This window comes from Roseateles sp. P4_D2 (assembly GCF_056401875.1).
The window spans coordinates 92,736-109,899 of record NZ_JBFUIM010000016.1; the positions used below are offsets into that span (position 1 = coordinate 92,736).

17 protein-coding genes are annotated in these 17,164 nt (G+C 68.0%); 9 read left to right on the top strand and 8 right to left on the bottom strand.

The window, feature by feature from the left end; translation table 11 throughout:
• Positions 1–34 precede the first annotated feature (34 nt).
• The 3 genes from AC1DW0_RS25425 to AC1DW0_RS25435 all read right to left on the bottom strand — a co-directional run bounded on the left by AC1DW0_RS25425 (position 35) and on the right by AC1DW0_RS25435 (position 5,479).
• A complete protein-coding gene (locus AC1DW0_RS25425; protein WP_477948772.1) occupies positions 35–1,552 on the bottom strand; it encodes an arabinofuranosidase catalytic domain-containing protein in 1,518 nt (505 codons plus the stop codon).
• Between the two features lie 586 nt (positions 1,553–2,138).
• Positions 2,139–3,797, bottom strand: coding sequence for a glycoside hydrolase family 5 protein (locus tag AC1DW0_RS25430; protein ID WP_056194466.1), 1,659 nt, complete (start codon positions 3,795–3,797; stop codon positions 2,139–2,141).
• Positions 3,798–4,198: 401 nt separating this feature from the next.
• On the bottom strand, positions 4,199–5,479 hold the full coding sequence (locus tag AC1DW0_RS25435; RefSeq protein ID WP_477948775.1) for a LacI family DNA-binding transcriptional regulator: 1,281 nt from the start codon (positions 5,477–5,479) through the stop codon (positions 4,199–4,201).
• Between the two features lie 67 nt (positions 5,480–5,546).
• Between AC1DW0_RS25435 and AC1DW0_RS25440 the strand changes: the two genes are divergently transcribed.
• Positions 5,547–5,873 carry an NIPSNAP family protein gene (locus AC1DW0_RS25440; protein ID WP_477948777.1) on the top strand — a complete coding sequence of 109 codons (327 nt, stop codon included), beginning with the start codon at positions 5,547–5,549 and terminating at the stop codon, positions 5,871–5,873.
• Positions 5,874–6,065: 192 nt separating this feature from the next.
• Here AC1DW0_RS25440 and AC1DW0_RS25445 read toward each other — a convergent pair whose 3' ends face one another.
• The 4 genes from AC1DW0_RS25445 to AC1DW0_RS25460 all read right to left on the bottom strand — a co-directional run bounded on the left by AC1DW0_RS25445 (position 6,066) and on the right by AC1DW0_RS25460 (position 8,382).
• A complete protein-coding gene (locus tag AC1DW0_RS25445) occupies positions 6,066–6,680 on the bottom strand; it encodes an OmpA family protein (protein ID WP_477948779.1) in 615 nt (204 codons plus the stop codon).
• Between the two features lie 208 nt (positions 6,681–6,888).
• Positions 6,889–7,224: a hypothetical protein gene (locus AC1DW0_RS25450; protein WP_157281263.1), complete on the bottom strand. Its 336-nt coding sequence runs from the start codon at positions 7,222–7,224 to the stop codon at positions 6,889–6,891.
• 131 nt (positions 7,225–7,355) lie between these two features.
• The gene (gene lepB / locus AC1DW0_RS25455) at positions 7,356–8,042 is read right to left on the bottom strand and encodes a signal peptidase I (protein ID WP_477948781.1); all 687 of its coding nucleotides are present in this window, start codon (positions 8,040–8,042) and stop codon (positions 7,356–7,358) included.
• Positions 8,043–8,208: 166 nt separating this feature from the next.
• Positions 8,209–8,382 (bottom strand): hypothetical protein, encoded by a 174-nt coding sequence (locus AC1DW0_RS25460; RefSeq protein ID WP_056194453.1) that lies wholly within the window; start codon positions 8,380–8,382, stop codon positions 8,209–8,211.
• Positions 8,383–8,550: 168 nt separating this feature from the next.
• Between AC1DW0_RS25460 and AC1DW0_RS25465 the strand changes: the two genes are divergently transcribed.
• Complete coding sequence (locus AC1DW0_RS25465; protein ID WP_477948783.1) at positions 8,551–8,988, top strand: SET domain-containing protein-lysine N-methyltransferase; 438 nt, start codon at positions 8,551–8,553, stop codon at positions 8,986–8,988.
• 8 nt (positions 8,989–8,996) lie between these two features.
• Here the strand turns inward: AC1DW0_RS25465 and dacB are convergent, their stop codons facing one another.
• Complete coding sequence (gene dacB / locus AC1DW0_RS25470) at positions 8,997–10,367, bottom strand: D-alanyl-D-alanine carboxypeptidase/D-alanyl-D-alanine endopeptidase (RefSeq protein WP_477948786.1); 1,371 nt, start codon at positions 10,365–10,367, stop codon at positions 8,997–8,999.
• 38 nt (positions 10,368–10,405) lie between these two features.
• On the opposite strand from dacB, the gene tsaB reads away from it, so the two are divergent.
• The 7 genes from tsaB to AC1DW0_RS25505 all read left to right on the top strand — a co-directional run bounded on the left by tsaB (position 10,406) and on the right by AC1DW0_RS25505 (position 17,090).
• Entirely contained in the window at positions 10,406–11,089 is a 684-nt protein-coding gene (gene tsaB, locus AC1DW0_RS25475) for a tRNA (adenosine(37)-N6)-threonylcarbamoyltransferase complex dimerization subunit type 1 TsaB (protein ID WP_477948788.1), read from the top strand.
• Complete coding sequence (gene rimI / locus AC1DW0_RS25480) at positions 11,086–11,568, top strand: ribosomal protein S18-alanine N-acetyltransferase (protein WP_477948790.1); 483 nt, start codon at positions 11,086–11,088, stop codon at positions 11,566–11,568. Before tsaB ends, rimI begins: the two co-directional genes overlap by 4 nt.
• Complete coding sequence (locus tag AC1DW0_RS25485) at positions 11,565–12,302, top strand: uracil-DNA glycosylase (protein WP_477948792.1); 738 nt, start codon at positions 11,565–11,567, stop codon at positions 12,300–12,302. The genes rimI and AC1DW0_RS25485 overlap by 4 nt, the downstream gene beginning before the upstream one ends.
• 76 nt (positions 12,303–12,378) lie before the next feature.
• Entirely contained in the window at positions 12,379–14,454 is a 2,076-nt protein-coding gene (locus AC1DW0_RS25490) for a putative bifunctional diguanylate cyclase/phosphodiesterase (RefSeq protein ID WP_457356180.1), read from the top strand.
• A complete protein-coding gene (locus AC1DW0_RS25495) occupies positions 14,451–15,542 on the top strand; it encodes a class I SAM-dependent methyltransferase (RefSeq protein ID WP_477948794.1) in 1,092 nt (363 codons plus the stop codon). The genes AC1DW0_RS25490 and AC1DW0_RS25495 overlap by 4 nt, the downstream gene beginning before the upstream one ends.
• A gap of 10 nt (positions 15,543–15,552) precedes the next feature.
• Positions 15,553–15,843 carry a c-type cytochrome gene (locus tag AC1DW0_RS25500; protein ID WP_457447380.1) on the top strand — a complete coding sequence of 97 codons (291 nt, stop codon included), beginning with the start codon at positions 15,553–15,555 and terminating at the stop codon, positions 15,841–15,843.
• Positions 15,840–17,090 (top strand): NAD(P)/FAD-dependent oxidoreductase, encoded by a 1,251-nt coding sequence (locus AC1DW0_RS25505; protein WP_477948797.1) that lies wholly within the window; start codon positions 15,840–15,842, stop codon positions 17,088–17,090. Before AC1DW0_RS25500 ends, AC1DW0_RS25505 begins: the two co-directional genes overlap by 4 nt.
• Positions 17,091–17,164: the final 74 nt, after the last annotated feature.

The following is a 17,164-nucleotide window of genomic DNA, read 5'->3' on the forward strand; positions in this document are numbered from 1 at the left end:
GAGGCCGAACGGGAAGAATTCCACCGGCACGATGTCAAAGAATGCTCCACCACTGCACGACCCCGCCGGTGCACTGCCACTGCCGTACTTCCGCGCCGGGGGTCTTCCCGCCGTTGAAGTCATCCAGGCAGAGGTTGCTGTTGCGGTTGACGATGTTGAGCTGGCCGCCGTCCGCGTTGACGAGGCGCCATTGCTGGACGGCCTGGCCGTTGCAGGTGGATTGCTGGATGGCGGAGCCGGGGGCGGTCTTCCCGTCGGTATCGTCGAGGCACAGGCCGCTGTTGACGTTGACGATCGTGACGTAGCCGTCGGCCGCAGGCACGATATTCCATTGCTGCGCCGCCGACCCGTTGCACGTCCACTGCACGACGGGCGAGCCGGCCGCGGTGGCCGAGTTGTAGTCGTCGAGACAGAGACCGTTGTACTCATTCTTGATCGCACGGCCCGCCAGCGTCGTGGAAATGTCGGCCGCGTATTTCGCCGCGACCAGATTGGCCTGGACGGCGTTCTCGGTCGCGTCCGACGGATAGCCCGACGTCATCGCGCCCTCGTAGAACGTCCCCCGCCCCCCGTTGCTGTTGTCGCCGCCGATGCCCAGGACGATCGCACCCTCCTTGCTCATGGTCGTATACCCCCCGCTCGGGCGCACGCCGTCATAGAAGGTCGACAGCGAGCCGGCCTGTGTGTTGCCGCCGCGGATGGCCCAGTGGTTCGGCTCACCCTTGACGATGGCCGTGACGAATCGGCTGGTGATCGTGGGGTCATTCGCGTTGAGGTGCGGGTCGCGGCCCGAGAACAGGCCGTTCTCCAGGTCCGCCATGATCCAGGGGCCCGGGCCTGCTCCGGTGCCCCAGGCGGACTGGTTGCCGAAGTAGATCGTTTCCATGTGGCCATTGCCGGTGTCGTTCCCGCTCGGCTCGGCATTGCCGTAGTCGAAGCAGCATGCCGAGTTGAAATGCCACCCGTCGAGGGCCGCGTACATGCCTTCGGGCTGGTCGCCCACCGCGATGCCATTGGTGGCGTTGTTGCGGTAGCCGGTTCCTGGTGGGATGAAGACGCCATAGACCTTCTGGCCCGAGAGCGTCAACGGCGCCGCGTTGGCGACAGCGAGATTGTCGTAGCCGCCGGCCGCCGGCCCCTTGAAGAAGCCGGGGGGCGCCTGCGTGAGGTGGTTGTTGCGCCCCGATTGGTCGTAGATGACGCTGATCAGGCAGGTCGTGCCCGCACAGAAGGCGTCCTGCAGCGCCGCGTTGGCGATGCCGCTGGAAAGGGCGGTGACGTCGAGCGTCGCATTGTCCGATTGCCTGAGGACCTGGTACAGCGGACCCGTATAGGTCGAGAGCAGGACCCGCGTCGTGCTGTGCGCCGCGACGCACGGCGTGCCGCCGGCGGCGTAGATGTCGCAAGGCCCCTGCGCAGCCGAAGGCGCAGGTGTAGGGGCAGGTGCAGGTGCAGGTGCAGGTGCAGGTGCGTCGCCACCACCGCCGCCACAGCCCGCCACCAGGGTCGCGGTGACGATGGAGAGAACGGTGAGCTGTTTGCTGTACTTCATGGCGGAAAAGATGTGTGGTTCGTTGACTGTTATGGCGCGGCGGCGCTGATCACGGAGCAGGCATTGGCTCCTGCAGCCGCGGCTGTTCATTTCGTGCACAACTCGCTGATGGCGTTGGGGGCGGTGGCGACGATCAAGCCCAGCCGATAGGGCGGCTCGCCTCAGCCGGCGGCTGGATCAGGGGCTCGCCGGATTTCCATTCGAAAGCGCTGGCCTGGGCCGGCGACCCGCCGCCGACGGCGGGGGCGTCGTGTCGCTGCCTGCGCTGTTGCCGCCGCAACCTGCCAAGCCGACCGCAGGGACGCAAAGGGCGGCGAGTCGTTGACTGAACTTGTTCACAAGGAAAGGGGTCTGGTTCCTTGAAGGGCGGCCAGGGCGCCGCACCATGGCCGCGAGCCAACGGCAGGCTCAGCAGGTCCTTGCGGGCCACCCTTGGGCGAGTGGCCTGTCGCCCGACATCGCGCCAAGGTGCCAGGCAGCGGGACAGGCTTTAACGCTGTAAAACTGGGTCCGCCGCGGTTGGTGGCCCGGTCATCGGACACCATCCGCGGCGGGCTCACGGTGTCACCACCGTGATGTCATGACGTCACTTGGCGTTGTCGACGATGGTCTTGATCAAGTCCGGGAAGGACTGAGCGCTGGTCGAGCGATCGAACAGGCCCGTCGCGTGGTTGGTGGTGTAGCCCGGGTCCCACCATGTCGGCACGATGCCGTGCTGGTAGGCGGACTTGGTCACGTACTTGGTCCAGTAGGTGCGGTAGGTGCCGGCCGGGTCGTACTCGGTCCTCAGGATGGCGCCGTACTCGCCCATCAGCACGGGCATGCCGGCATCGACGAAGCGGGACTTCATCTTCTGGAACTGCGCGTCCACGTAAGCTTCGTGGGCCCAGGGTTCGGTTGCGGCCGGATTGGTCGCGATCGAACCCCACTGCCAGATGCCGCTCTTGTCGTTCAGCGCGAAGTTGAACGGATCGTAGAAGTGCACTTCGATGAACATCCGGTTCGTCGCCGGATCGGTGGGCTTGACGAAGCCGTCGTAGGTCGCGTTGATGTTGGTGTTGAAGCCCTGCACGACGAGATGGCGCTTGGCGTTGTTGCCACCCGTGGCCCGCACCGCGTTGACGAAGACCTGGTTGAACCCGTTCTGGACGGATTGGTACTCGGCCGTCGGCGGGTTGTAGTCGCCAGCGACCATGATCTCGTTGGTGCCGGCGAACAGCAGGTAGTCGTCGTAGTCCTTGAAGTTGTTGGCGATCTGCGTCCACATCCGGGCCAGGCGCGCGTTGGCACTGGCTTGGCGGGCGTAGGTCGGAATCAGCCAGTCGCCTTCGTGATGGGTGTTCAGCACGACATACAGGCCGGCGTTGCGGGCGTAACCGACGACCTGGGTGACGCGCGCCATCCAGCTCGGGTTGATGTTGCCGTCGGCGTCGGCGTACTGGTTCCAGGTGACGGGAATACGCACGGTCTTGAAGCCGGCCGCCTTCACCGCGTTGAGCAACTGCTGGCTCGCCACGGGGTTGCCCCAGGACGTTTCAGCCGGCACCGCGTCCAGCGTGTTGCCGAGGTTCCAGGCGGGGGACATCTGCTGCGACAGCTGGACGCTCGTCAGGTCGCGCATGGAGCCTGGCACGGTGATCACGAACGCCTGATTGCTCTTGGCGCCGCAGCTGTTGGTATACGTGGCGGTGGCCGTGCAGCTGGCAGTAGGCGTGATGGTCTGCTCGCGCGAGCCGCCCGCGGTGCCGCAGCCGCTCCACGTCCACATGCCGCCGGAGATCGGTTGCGGCCCCAGGATGGCCGAGCTGCCGGCGGTGACGGTGCCCGAGGCGGTCTGCGTCCACGTGCCATTGACGTTGACCCACGGCGTGACGGCGGTCGGCGCGCAACTGCTGCCGCGCGTGGCGGAGGCCGAGCCGGAGTTGTAGCTGCCGGCGCTGGTCGTGAACTTGACCCAGTACCAGTAGGGCGTGCCGGTGTTGGCCGAGCCGTCGGCGTAGCTCCTGGCGTTGGTGGCGGGTACGGCGATGCGGGTGCGGCCGTTGGGGTCGCTGTCCGTGTCGCGGTAGACCTCCAGGCGAGAGACGTTGCCGCTGACGGTCCAGCTGAGTTGGTTGTCGTTGGCCGAGCCGTTGGCGCTCAGGCAGACGGTGGCGCCGCCGCCGCTGCCGCAGCTTTGCGCCTGCGCGAGGGTGCCTGCGCTCGCGCCGAAGGCGAGCAGCAGTGCGGGTATCAAGGTTCTCATGTTCTACCTTTCAAGGTTGAAAAGTGCTCGGCCGGTTGTCTCCTCCGGTCACGAGCGTTGTGAAAGATGCAGCTTCAATGCATGGCTACATCCCGACGACATCGATGGACTGCCGGAGGCAGTGCCAGCACCAGGTCCTGCGGGCCAGGCTGGGCTCAAAACGGCGCGGGCAGGATGGCCCGCGGCTGCTCGACGTGGTGTGGGCGTGCATGGCGACCGCCGCCGGTCGATCCGGTCGGTCGGAGGCTTGGCAGGTCGGCGTGAGCACCATGCGAGGATTGATTCGACGCCGAATCATTCGGCGAAAAAAATTGCAGCAGTGCCGCGAGGTCATCTTAATTCGGTCGACAACCGAACTAATTAGGGGAAACCCATCGGCGCCGCTGCACCTGCTTACAGCTTCAGGAGATCGTCAGCACCGCGCCGCGCGCAGGGGCGATCAACGTCCGGCCGGGAAGGATCTCGACGGGCAGGACGATATTGCGCGGGCCCTCGTACATCTGTCCACTGCGCTGCGCCTCGATCAATTGCATGAGGACGTTGACCGCATGACGACCCATTTCGAGCAGGGGCTGGCGCACGGTCGTCATGCGCAGGGTGCGGGCCAGCAAGGTATCGTCAAAGCCGGCGATCGAAATATCCCGAGGCACGCTCAGCCCCCGCGCCTCCAGCGCTTCCATGCAACCGAACGCGATGGCGTCGTTGCCACAGAAGATGGCCTCGGGCAACCGTTCACCGCGGTGGCCCTGCAGCCACGTCTCCATCGCCTGTCGGCCGCCCTGCACGGTGAACCAGGTACGGATCACATGGTCGGCAGCGACCTCGACGCCGGTTTCGGCATGCGCGCGCAAGAAGCCCTCGACGCGGCGGTCCGCACCCTTGGTGTGCGGCGGCCCGCCCACGCACAGGATATGGCGATGGCCGAGATCAAGCATGTGGCGCACGATGCCAAAGCCGCCCGCCTCGTCGTCCGCCTCGACGTTCACCTGGCCCTGCAGCTGCATTCCCGCATGGATCGTGACCAAGGGCGTATGGGGAGGCAGCCAGCTCGTGCAGTCATCTTCCAGATACGGCGCCAGCACGACCAGCCCATCGACGCGGCCGTCACACAGCGCGGGGATGCGCTTGGGCGCTTCTTCCCAGCCGCTGAGCGGGAAGACGCATGTGGCCTGCTCGGCCTCCGTCGCGCCCCGCACAACGCCGTTGAACACCTCCAGGAAGTAGAGGTTGGGCTCCTCATTGGCAATGTTCGCGACGAAGCCGATGGCGTTGGCCCGTTGACGGCTGAGTGCGCGTGCCGTCGCGTTTGGCCGGTAGCGCAGGCGCTCCGCCGCCGCCAGCACCCGTTCGCGCGTCTCCATGGATACGCGCGTCGAGCCTTTGCCGGCGTTGAGCGCGCAGGAGGCCGCGACATCCGACACGCCAGCTTCTCGCGCGACGTCAGCGAGCGTGGGCAATCTGTGACGACGACTTTTCGTCGGCTGGGAAGGCTTGGGTGTCGAGGCGGACACTGACCGGCGGCGGGGTGAACGAGCGGCGCACTGTAGCACCGGGCCGTCCGCAAGCTCGGCGTCGCCACGGCTGGAAGTCGGCAGCAACCCGGTCCAGGACGCCCCTTCAACTTGCCCGCTTTCTTGGCAGGCGTCTTCCTGGCGACGCCAGCACGCGCGCTTGGACAGCACAATGTGAGCCTGGCGGTCACGCCCGCCACCCCGTCAACTCGCAACAATCTTCCCAGGACTGATGTCGATGATCTACGAACTGCGCGTCTATACGGCAATGCCTGGCCGGCTACCCGACGTTCTTGCAAGATTTCGCGATCACACCGTGGGCATCTGGAACCGGCTGGGAATTCGTCAACTCGGATATTGGACGACGGCAGTCGGACCTGACAGCAACGCGCTCACCTACATGCTTGTCTGGGAGAGCATGGCCGATCGTGAGGTCAAGTGGAGCAAGTTTGTCGCCGATCCCGAATGGGTCGAGGTCAGAAAGGCGAGCGAGGCAGCCGGACCGATTGTTGCGAAGATGGACAACTCGTTCTTGGCGCCAACCTCTTTCTCGCCTGCGAAATAGTCTGTTCCGCGGCGGACGACACAGTGGGCTGGGACGCGGTATCAACGCCCAATGCCTCTTCAGTCTGGCCACCGCTTCAGGAACAGTTCAGCCGCAGGAAGGGAGCGCGATGCGCTCAGGCATCGCTTCTGCCTGCGGCTTGGTCGTTGTCCAGCTGTAGTGCCGCAATCGCGTTGCGGCTTCCCCTCCAGCTCAGCGCATCACGATCAGCTGAACCCGCCGGTTCGTGCTGCGGCCTTCGCGGCTGCTGTTGTCGGCCAGGGGCGCAGATTCGCCGTAGCTGATCGTAGCCATGCGCGCCAGCGGCAAGCCGGCGCGAGACAGGTGCAGGCGCACGGCTTCGGCTCGCTTGAGACCCAGTTGCTGGTTGATCGTGTCGCTGCCGGTCGCGTCGGTGTGGCCCTGGATTTCGATGAACACCGGCTGGTTGTCGGCCTTGAGCTTGGCGACAAGTTGATCGAGTTCCTGGCCAGCCTGCTCGGTGAGCTGGAAGCGGCCCGACTTGAATTTGACCTTGTCATCGGTCAGCACGGTGCTCATCAGCAGGCCGGGCGGCTTGGGCAGGTTGTTGAAGGCCTGGGTTCGCGCTGCAGCCTCCTGCTGCAGAAGGGCCAGCATGCGTGCCTCGCTGCCCTGCAGCCGGCCATCCAGGGCCTTGAGGCCCTCGTCATGCGCCTGCACCCGGGTGCCGAGGCCGTCCACGCTGGTCTGCACCGGAGCGACTGTCTCTTTGACGAAATCCTTGGTGGCGCAAGCGCTCAGCAACATGACGCTGCTGGCGACGATCAGGGGCGAAAGTCTCGACATCGGTAGTCTCGTGGATAAGAAAGTGGTGCGAATGTAGGCAGTCCTTCACGGACGAACGTACCGAGCTGTGAGCAATCCTTGCGCCATTAACCGGACTGAACAAAGCCTTACCGTTCTGCGCTACGGCGCTACGGCGCTACGGGCACAGATCCATGTTGCGCAGGTGCTTGACCAGCAGCCCCCGCAGGGCACGCGAGCGGCCTGAGACTCAGCCCTGCACTGGCTCGCTGCGGTTGGCGCGCCAGCACAGGATCAGCTCTCGTGCCAGGGCAGGGAGTTCGCCCCGGCCGGCTCGCTTGGCGAAGCCGAAGCGCTCGCCGGCGTAGATGCGGTCATAGGCCATGCGTGACACATGCGCGGGCCAGCCCTGGGCGGCCATCAGCGCCGAGAAGCGCTCCAGCAGCTGCAGCTCGGCCTGCATCGGGCGTTCCTCGCAGGTCCACTGCTCCTCGATCACCAGCCGCACCGACCCCTCGGGGCAGCTGACGCGGCGTGGGCCGAAGCTGGGCAGCGGGAGCGAGCGGCGGTGGCGGCGGGATGTCATGGCCGCGAAGATAGAACCGCCGCACCTCAAACCCGTGCCGAAAAACACCGCTTCTTCGGCTTTCGACGGGCGCCGGTCGATGGGCGGCGCAAAAGGTGTGGGCTTGGTCACGGCCTGCGACAAGCATGCACTCAGCGGATCGCCGACACCCAGCGTTCGAAGCGCGGCGCCATCCGCCAGCCGTCCTCGCCCAGCCAGTCCGCCGCCACGATGACGTGATGGGCTCGACCGATCAGCTTCTCGCGTGGCACCGTGCCGATGAAGCGCGAGTCCTCACTGTTGTCGCGGTTGTCGCCGAGCAGGAAATACTGCCCTGCCGGCACGGTGAGCTCGGCGAAGTTGCGCCGCGCGCTGAGGGCCGGCAGGAACTGGACAGCATGGGGCCGGCCGTCAAGGTCCTCCGTGGAGCGCACCGCGTCCATGACCCAGCCGGGCGCCACCGCCTCGCCATGAGACTGGTTGCCGCTGTAGCTCAGCGGCGTTCCATTGAGGATCAGCACGTCGTCGCGCATCTCGACGCGATCGCCCGGCAGGCCGACGATGCGCTTGATCAGCCGCGTGCCGCCGGCCGGCGAACTCAGCGTGACGACATCGCCGCGCTGGGGCTCACCCAGTGGCAGCAGCACGACGTCGGTCAGCGGCAGCTTGAGGTCATAGGCCAGGCGGTTGACGAGCACGACATCGCCTTCCAGCAGCGTCGGCCGCATCGAGCCCGAGGGGATGGGGTTCCAGTCGGCCACCGCGGTGCGGAACAGCGCGAAGCTGAGCAGGAAGAGGATGAAGCCGCGGTTGTCGCGGAGGGTGCGTCGGAGGTTCATGACGGCCATGCTCGGGCCGATCTCCTGGCTTCGACCCAGCCGGCGGGCGAATGGCCGGCTGAAGTGGGCGAATGGCAGCGGCGCTGCGCGAATGGCGGGCGCGGCAGGCCGATTTCTCGGCCCAATGCCTTCGACCGCCCGCTAGCGGCGCCCTGACGTCAGGCCGTCAGGCCGGCGGATCCTTGGCCCGGGTGCGGGACACGGCCATCATGATGCCGACACCGGCGACGATGAGACAGGCGATGGCGACATAGGTGGCGGCCAGGCCGGCCGTGATCAGGGCCCAGGCCAAGCCGCCCAGCAGCACGGCCAGGCCAACGATATAGAGCAGGAAGGACATAGCGGCTCCTGTCAGGGATGGAGCGGCGCCCCATCTCGTCAGTGCACTTTAGTGAGGCGGCCCGTCGCGGATGGTCGGACGCCGTTGAAGCTGCCGGTAGGTGGCCTCCTACCGCGGCGCGGCTCTCGCTGCACAAGCTCGGGCGCGGGGATAGCGAGAATCCGCCTCATGACCATCCAATCCCCCAGCGTCTACATCAAGGACACGGGCACGACCAAAGGCCGCGGCGCCTATGCGTCACGGCCTCATGCCAAGGGGGAGACCGTCGAGGCCTGCCCTGTCGTGCTGTTCACCGGCTCCTACACGTCGATTCCCGAGGAGGTCAGAAAACTGCTCTTCAACTGGGGCGTGCTGGCTCACACCACGAGCGGCCATTGCCTGGCTCTCGGCTACGGCAGCATGTACAACCATGAGAACCCGGCCAATATGCGCTACGAGGCCGATGTCGAATTGCGGCTGCTGCGCTTCGTGGCCATCCGCGACATTGCCACCGATGAGGAACTCACGGTGAACTACAACGCCGTCGGCGGCGGCCATGTGTCTGAGCGGGACACCTGGTTCACGGGCCAGGGCGTCGAGCCCTACGCCGCTGAGAGCGACGCCTGACCTGCGCGTCAGCGCCCGGCCTTGCCCTCCGGCGCGTCCTGCGCCACCCAGCGCAATACTGCATCCAGCACGCCGCGCGCGGCCTGGGCCTGTGGGTGGTTGACGATGGCAACCAGCACCCAGCGCTTGCCCGAGGGCGCATCGACGATGCCGGCCAGCGCGACGACGTCGCGCAGCGAACCGGTCTTGAGATGCGCCCGCCCGGCCGCAGCGCCAAAGCGCCCGGGCTGGCGTGACAGCGTGCCGTCCAGCCCTGCCACCGGTAGCGAGGCCAACAGCTCAGGCATCCAGGGCTGGCCCCAGGCCCAGCGTAGCAGCGCTGCCAGCTGGGCCGGGCTCATGCGCGTCTCGCGGGCCAGGCCCGAGCCGTTGACCACGCGGGTCGGTGGCGTCGTGCCGGCATGCGCGTCCAGCCAGGCCTGCAGCCAGGTTGCCGCCGTGTCGGGTGAGGGCGCGGGCACGCCAGCGGCGCGCGCGGTGCTGAGCAACACCTGCTGGGCCGTGAGATTGCTGCTGGCCTTGTTCATATCGCGCAGCGCCTCGGCCAGCGTCGGGCCGGGCCACAGCAGCGTGGGCGCGCTGGCGGGCGCTGGTGCGTCGACGATGGCCTCGCCGCGCCAGGCGATGCCGGCTTCGCGCAGCATCAGCGCCAGCAGCCGCGCCGGATAGGTGGCCGGGTCGGGATCGGCCAGGGTCCAGGTCAGGTCGCCGCAGGCCGCCGCATAGCTGCCGGCAAAGCGCGGGCGCTGGCCGGCAGCCCATTGCAGCTTCAGCGCGCCGCGCCAGTCGCCGCAGGGCCCGGCCGTCGTCGGCACGGTCTGGGGTGGGTCCAACGCCGGGTCGGCGCTGATGCGGGCCTGCATGCCTTCGACGCGGATCGTGTAGCTGACCGCCTTGAAGTTCAGCAGCAAGGCCTCGGGCAGCGCATTGCCGACGCGCCAGGGCTCGTTGTCGAAGTCACCGGGCTCGGCGGCGCCGGGCGTGAAGGCGCTGCGGTCCAGGCGCAGCGGTCCGCGCAATTCGCTGATGCCCAGGCGCTTCAGCGCCCCCCAGACGCGCTCGGTGGACAGGCGCGGGTCGCCGCTGCCCTGGATGGCCAGGCCGCCGTCCTCGGTCAGCCAGACCGGCGTCTGCCATTGCCAGGCCGGGCCCAGGGTGTCCAGCGCCGCCATGCTGGTGACGAGCTTGGTCAGTGAGGCGGGGTTCAGTGGCATGTCTGGCTGCCAGGCCAGGCGGGGCCGGGGTTCATCCAGGGCCTGCACGAACACGCCCAGAGCGGTGGCCGGCACCTGGGCCTGGCGCAGCGCGACCTGGACCGACAGCGGCAATGGTTCCGCCGCCTGTACCCCCAGGATCCAACCCGCCAACACCCATCCCATCGCCTGTCTGCGCATGACCCGAAAGTTACACTGGGTTGATGCCTTCCCTCCTGGCTCTCGACAGCTCCACCGACACGATGGCCCTGGCCCTCGTGGCCGAGGGGCAGACTCGGGTTTTCGAGGCTCAGGGCGGGGCGCAGGCGTCGGCACGCATGCTGCCCGAGGTCAAGGCCCTGCTGGCCGGCGCGGGCATCGCGATGGCCGACCTGGACGCCATCGCTTTCGGGCAGGGCCCCGGCGCCTTCACCGGGCTGCGCACCGCCTGCGCCGTCGCGCAGGGCCTGGCCTTCGGGTTGGACCGGCCGGTGCTGGCTATCGACAGCCTCATGGTGGTCGCCGAGGACGCTCGTGCGCAAGGCGCTGGCGACGACCTCTGGGTGGCGATGGACGCGCGTATCGGCGAGATCTATGCGGCCCGCTACCGCTGGGCCGATGGCGCTTGGGGCACCGTCGAGGCGCCAGCTCTGTACAAGCCCACGGCGCTGGCCGCTCATTGGGGGACGCCCGCGGCCGTCGCCGGCACGGCCCTGACCGAATATGCCGAGGCCCTGGGCGTGTTGCCGCAGACCTGGCCGCAGGCCCGTTCGCGCGCTGCAGCCCTGGGTACCCTGGCTCTGGCCGCCTGGCAGCGTGGCGAGATGCGCGACGCGGCCGAGGCCCTGCCCGTCTATGTGCGCGACAAGGTCGCGCTGACGACGGCCGAGCGAGAACTCAAGTCATGAACGCATTGCTGGAGCGCAGCCTGCCGCCCTTCGAGGCCGAGGCCATGCGGGTGCCCGACCTGACCGAGATCATCGCCGTCGAGCGCCAGGCCTACCCGGTGCCGTGGACGCATGGCAATTTCGTCGACTCGCTGGCGGCCGCCTACCCGGCCGAGGTGCTGCGCGGGCCGCGCGCCGAGCTTTTCGGTTATTGGGTCGCCATGCCGGGCGTGGACGAGATGCACCTGCTCAACATCACCGTTGTGCCGGCCTGGCAGGGGCGCGGCCTGGCGGTGGCCATGCTGGACCGGCTGGTGGGCGAATGCCGCCGCCGCGGCCTGACGCAGCTGTGGCTGGAGGTGCGCGTCGGCAACGAGCGCGCCCGCGAGGTCTACCGGCGCTACGGCTTCGCCGAGGTCGGCAGGCGCCGCGCGTATTACCCGGTGCAGCAGGGGCCGCGCGAGGATGCCATCCTGATGAGTTTCTCGGTGACGGCATGAGCTGGGACCAGCGCCAGCGGGCCATGTTGGCCGAGATGGGTTATCGGCTGCCGGCTGCTTCGGCAGTGGCCGCCGAAGTCGTCGAAGCCGAGCCGGAGCCCATCGTCGTTGCCGCGCCGCCGCCTGTCATCGTGCGTGTGGCAGCGCCGTCGGCGCCATCGAGCTTCGCCAACCTGGATATGCCGGCGCTGCGCGAGGCCGTCTCGAGTTGCCGGGCATGCGGCCTGTGCGAGCAGCGCCGCAACGCCGTCTTCGGCAACGGCGCCCTGCAGCAGGCGCAATGGCTGGTCGTCACCGATCCGCCCGATGAAGGCGACGACGCCTCCGGCGAAGCGCTCGGCGGTGATACGGGCCGGCTGCTGGACCGCATGCTGAGCGCCGCCGGCCAACGCCGCACGGGTGATGAAGCGACCGCCTTCGTGACCTCGATCGTCAAGTGCCGCCCGCCGCGCGGCCGCGCCCCCCAGCCCGGCGAGCTGGATGCCTGCGAGGCCGTGCTGGCACGCCAGGCCGAGCTGCTGCGCCCGCGCGTCGTGCTGGCCATGGGCCTGCAGGCGGCGCGCCGGCTGACTGGCCTGACCGAACCCCTGGGCAAGCTGCGCGGCCGCGTGCACCGTTGGCGCGACCTGCCCGTCATCGTCACCTACCACCCGGCCTACCTGCTGCGCTCGCCTGCGGACAAGGCCGGCGCCTGGGACGACCTGTGTCTGGCCCTGCGGACGGTGAACGACTGATGAGCGCCGCGCCGGGCCGCCCCAAGCAAGCTCGCTCCCGCTTGGCGGGACAGGCCGTAGGCCGAAGGGTGCACCAGTGAGCTCACCCAGGGAACTCGACCTCGAGCGCCAGGCCCTGGACGCGGCGCGCTTTCGCATGCTGGCCGATCATGTGCCGGCCTGGATCGCGCTGTACGGTGCCGCCGACCATCGTTGCCTCTTTGCCAACCGTGGCTATGCCGAGGCCTTCAAGCTGACGCAGGACTCCATCGTCGGCAAGCACTTCAGCGAGATCGTCGGATCCGAGGCCTACGAGCATGTGCGCGTGTCGGTCGAACAACTGGTGCGCGACCTCAAGCCGGTCGTCTACGAGCGCGAGCTGATCCAGCCCGGCGGCAAGCTGTCCTTCCTCGAGATCCACCTGATTCCGCAGTTCGACAGCCAGGGCACGCTGCTGGGCAGCTGGGTCCTGGTCTACGACATCACGCGCCATCGCCTGGCCGAGCGCCGGCTGCGGGAATCGGAGGCCAGGCTCGACAAGTTCATGCAGGCCACGGTGGAGGGCATCCTCTTCCACCGCGACGGCATCATGACCGACGTCAACCAGCCCCTGTGCAAGATGTTGGGCTGGTCGGCGGACGAACTGATCGGCAAGCACGTGCTGTCCTATGTCGACGCCGACGAACTGCCCAAGGTCCGCGAGGTCATGTTGCGAGGGCAGGAGCTTCGCTACGAGACCGCCGTCACGCACTGCAACGGCTCACGCATTCCGGTCGAGCTCATCATGCGCACGATGGAGCGCGACGGCGAGCAGCTGCGCATGGCCGTCGTGCGCGACATCAGCGACCGCCTCGCCAACGAGGCGCGCATCCAGCACCTGGCCCATCACGATGTCCTGACCGGCCTGCTCAACCGCGCGGCCTTCATGGACCGCATGGCCCTGCAGATGCGCCGCGCCGAGCGCAAGGGCGAGATGCTGGCCCTGCTCTTCATCGACCTAGACAACTTCAAGCGCGTCAACGATTCCCTGGGTCATCTCGAGGGCGACCAGGTGCTGACGACGGTGTCCGAGCGCATCGTCGGTGCGCTGCGCGACAGCGACCTCGTCGGCCGCTTCGGTGGCGACGAGTTCATCGTGCTGCTGAGCGACCTGACCAGTCGCGCCGACATCGTCGTCGTGCTGGAGGCCCTGCTGTCGGTCGTCGAAGTGCCCGTCAAGGCCGATGGCCGGGCGCTGTCGGTCACGCCCTCCATCGGCGTGGCCGTCTACCCGGACGATGGCCGGCAGGCGGATGACCTCATCCAGCATGCCGACACGGCCATGTACCTCGCCAAGGCCCGCGGCCGCGCGACCTACCAGTTCTTCGAATCCTCGCTGGCCGAGGCCGCCTATGCCGACATCGTGCTCGAAGCCGAGCTGGCCCAAGGCCTGACGCGCAACGAGTTCGAACTCTTCTTCCAGCCCCAGGTCGAGGCGACGACGGGCCAGCTGTCGGGCGCCGAGGCGCTGCTGCGCTGGCGCCACCCGCGGCGTGGCCTGCTGGCGCCGGACGCTTTCATCTTCGTTGCCGAGCGCCACCGCCTGATGCTCAACCTCGGCGAATGGGTGCTGCGCGAAGCCGCCGCAACGGCACGGCGCTGGCGCGAGAACGGCCTGACCCGCGGCCATGGCGCCATGCGCATCGCCGTCAACCTGTCGCGCATCCAGTTCCATCTCGATGGTTTTGCCGACACGGTCAAGCGGGTGTTGCAGGAATCCGGCGCCGAAGGACAGTGGCTGGAGCTGGAGCTGACTGAGCGCATGCTCATCGATGACATCACGCATGCGCCGGCGACGCTGGCCCAGCTGCGTGCTCTCGGGCTGACGGTGTCGGTCGACGACTTCGGCACCGGCTACACCTCGCTGGCCCACCTGACGGAGCTGCCGCTGGACAAGCTCAAGATCGACCAGGGCTTCGTCGCCCGCTTGCCCGACGATGTCGGTGCCCAGGCCATCACGCGGGCCATCGTGCAGATGGCCGTCGGCCTGGGGTTGACCGTCACGGCCGAAGGCGTGCGCACCGCGGCCCAGTGGCAGCTGCTGGCTGGCTGGGGCTGCCAGCAGTTCCAGGGCGAGTTGGTCGGCGCGCCGATGCCGCTGGCCGAGTTCGAAGCCTGGGTGAAAGCTCGATGAATGGCGCGGTGAAGCTCGCCGACAAGATCCACGCCGAGATCGCCGCAGCCGGCGGCTGGCTGGGCTTCGACCGTTTCATGAGCATGGCCCTGTACGAGCCGGGCCTGGGCTATTACGCCGGCGGCCGGCGCAAGTTCGGCCAGATGCCCAGCGAGGGCTCGGACTTCGTCACGGCACCCGAGATGTCGCCGCTGTTCGGCCGCGCGCTGGCTCGCCAGCTCGCCCAAGCCATGGACGCCAGCGGCTGCCGCGATGTCATCGAGTTCGGTGCCGGCTCGGGTGCACTGGCGGCCCAGTTGATCGCGGAGCTGGATGCATTGGGCGCGGGCCTGGCACGCTACGCAATAGTGGAGCTGTCGGCCGAACTGCGCGAGCGCCAGCGCGAACGCCTTTCGCATTGGGGGGGGCGCGTCGACTGGCTGGACGCGTTGCCCGCCGAACTGGAGGCTGTCGTCATCGGCAACGAGGTGCTGGATGCGATGCCGGTCCAGCTCCTTGCCTTCGACGGCCAGGTCTGGCGCGAGCGCGGTGTGGTCTCGGCGGGCGAGGGCTTTGCCTTTGAAGACCGCGCCAGCATGTTGCGCCCGCCGCTGGAGGCGGGCATGGTGCCGGGCACCGTCACCGAGATCCACCCGCAGGGCGAGGCCTTCGTTGCGACCCTCGCCCGGACCCTGAAACGCGGCGCCGCCTTCTTCATCGACTATGGCTTCCCCGAAGCCGAGTACTACCACCCGCAGCGCCACGGCGGCACGCTGATGTGCCACCAGGGCCACCTGGCCGATGCCGATCCGCTGGTGGCCGTGGGCGACAAGGACATCACGGCCCACGTCAACTTCACCGGCATTGCGCTGGCCGGCCAGGACGCCGGCCTTGTCGTGCTGGGCTACACCAGCCAGGCCAATTTCCTGCTCAACTGCGGTATCGCCGATCTGCTGCACGGGGCGAGCCTGGGCGAGCGCGCCATGGCCCACCGCCTGCTGGCCGAGCATGAGATGGGCGAGCTGTTCAAGGTGATCGGCTTCGCGCCGCTGAGCGGTACTTTCGATGCGCTCGGATTCAGTCGCGGAGACCGCTCGCACAAACTCTGAGGAGTTGTGAATGAAGGCTTGGTTGCTGCTGTTGCTCTGCGCCCCGGCGCTGGCGCAAGACCTCAATGTCGGCCGCAGCCTTGCGGCCACCTGTGCCAACTGCCATGCCAACAACGGCCGACCACGCAACCAGGCGATACCGCCGCTGGCTGGCATGAAGGCCGACGTGATGCTGGAGCTGCTGGCCGACTACCGCAGCGGTAGGCAGGCCGGCACCGTCATGCCGCAGATCGTCAAGGGCTTTACCGAGGAGCAGTTGCGCCTCGTCGCCGCCTACTTCGCCGTGCAGGCCAAGCCATGATTGCGCGGCGCCAGTTGGTCGTGGCCGGTGGCTTGGCGCTGGCGGGTTGTGCAACGCCATCGGGCCCGACTGCCCGAGTCGTTGTCGTCGGCGGCGGCTTTGGCGGCGCGACCGCGGCCCGCTATCTCAAGCTCTGGGGCGGCGCGGCGGTCGACGTCACCCTGGTCGAGCGCAACGAAGGCTTCATCTCCTGCCCGATGTCCAACCTCGTACTCGCCGGCGTGCGCGACCCGCTCAGCATCAGCCATGGCTATGCGGGCCTGGAGGCCCAGGGCGTCAAGCGCGTGCGTGGCGAGGTCGTGGGCATCGACCCCGCGGCCAGGACCCTGCAGCTGGCCGACCGCAGCACCCTGGGCTGGGACCGCTTGATCCTGTCGCCCGGCATCGACTTCATGAACGACGCCGTGCCCGGCCTCGCCGCCGCCTTCGACAGCGGCCGTGCCGTGCATGCCTGGAAGGCCGGCGCCCAGACGCTGGCGCTGCGCCGCCAGCTGCAAGCCCTGCCCGATGGCGGTGTCGTGCTGATGAGTATTCCCAAGGCGCCTTATCGCTGCCCGCCAGGGCCCTATGAGCGGGCCTGCCTGATCGCCTCGTATCTGCGTCGCGCCAAGCCGCGCGCCAAGCTGCTGGTGCTGGACGCCAACCCAGAGATCCAGAGCAAAAAGGCCCTGTTCGAGCGCGCCTTTGCGCAACACCATGCCGGCGTGCTCGAGTACCGGCCGAATGCCGAGCTGAAGGAAGTGCTGGCCGACGGCACGGCGCGCTTCGAGTTCGAGGACGTCAAGGCCGATGTGCTGAACCTGATCCCGCCGCAGCGTGCCGGCGATCTGGCGCGCGACTTTGCCAACGTGAATCGCCGCTGGGTCGGCATCGACTGGCTGACGATGCAGGCGCAGGCCGCGCAGGGCGTGCATGTCGTCGGCGACGCGATCTTCTCGGCGCCGGGCATGCCCAAGTCGGGCCATCTCGCCAACCAGCAGGCCAAGCTCGCGGCGGCGGCCGTGCTGCAGTTGCTCAAGGGTGAGGCGGTGAACCCGGCGCCGGTGGTGATGAACACCTGCTACAGCTTTGTCACGCCGACCGAGGCCATGCATGTGGCTTCCGTCCATCAGTACGACGCGGCAGAAAAGACGATGAAGGCGGTGCCCGGTGCCGGGGGCGTGTCGCCGGCCGCGACGTCGGCCGAGGCTGGGATCGCGCTGGCCTGGGCCGAGAACATCTGGGCCGACACGCTGGCGCTTGGCTAGGAGTCTGCGCGGCAGAGGCGTGGCCCGCGCCGGGGCGAGTTGCGGGGCGCTGCGGCGTTGCCGGCTCGTTGTGG

Excerpts from the sequence above, each read along its gene's own strand:
- AC1DW0_RS25425 (WP_477948772.1), bottom strand. The coding sequence starts at position 1,552 with ATGAAGTACAGCAAACAGCTCACCGTTCTCTCCATCGTCACCGCGACC.
- AC1DW0_RS25430 (WP_056194466.1), bottom strand. The coding sequence starts at position 3,797 with ATGAGAACCTTGATACCCGCACTGCTGCTCGCCTTCGGCGCGAGCGCA.
- AC1DW0_RS25440 (WP_477948777.1), top strand. The coding sequence starts at position 5,547 with ATGATCTACGAACTGCGCGTCTATACGGCAATGCCTGGCCGGCTACCC.
- AC1DW0_RS25445 (WP_477948779.1), bottom strand. The coding sequence starts at position 6,680 with ATGTCGAGACTTTCGCCCCTGATCGTCGCCAGCAGCGTCATGTTGCTG.
- AC1DW0_RS25450 (WP_157281263.1), bottom strand. The coding sequence starts at position 7,224 with ATGACATCCCGCCGCCACCGCCGCTCGCTCCCGCTGCCCAGCTTCGGC.
- lepB (WP_477948781.1), bottom strand. The coding sequence starts at position 8,042 with ATGAACCTCCGACGCACCCTCCGCGACAACCGCGGCTTCATCCTCTTC.
- AC1DW0_RS25460 (WP_056194453.1), bottom strand. The coding sequence starts at position 8,382 with ATGTCCTTCCTGCTCTATATCGTTGGCCTGGCCGTGCTGCTGGGCGGC.
- AC1DW0_RS25465 (WP_477948783.1), top strand. The coding sequence starts at position 8,551 with ATGACCATCCAATCCCCCAGCGTCTACATCAAGGACACGGGCACGACC.
- dacB (WP_477948786.1), bottom strand. The coding sequence starts at position 10,367 with ATGGGATGGGTGTTGGCGGGTTGGATCCTGGGGGTACAGGCGGCGGAA.
- tsaB (WP_477948788.1), top strand. The coding sequence starts at position 10,406 with ATGCCTTCCCTCCTGGCTCTCGACAGCTCCACCGACACGATGGCCCTG.
- rimI (WP_477948790.1), top strand. The coding sequence starts at position 11,086 with ATGAACGCATTGCTGGAGCGCAGCCTGCCGCCCTTCGAGGCCGAGGCC.
- AC1DW0_RS25485 (WP_477948792.1), top strand. The coding sequence starts at position 11,565 with ATGAGCTGGGACCAGCGCCAGCGGGCCATGTTGGCCGAGATGGGTTAT.
- AC1DW0_RS25495 (WP_477948794.1), top strand. The coding sequence starts at position 14,451 with ATGAATGGCGCGGTGAAGCTCGCCGACAAGATCCACGCCGAGATCGCC.
- AC1DW0_RS25500 (WP_457447380.1), top strand. The coding sequence starts at position 15,553 with ATGAAGGCTTGGTTGCTGCTGTTGCTCTGCGCCCCGGCGCTGGCGCAA.
- AC1DW0_RS25505 (WP_477948797.1), top strand. The coding sequence starts at position 15,840 with ATGATTGCGCGGCGCCAGTTGGTCGTGGCCGGTGGCTTGGCGCTGGCG.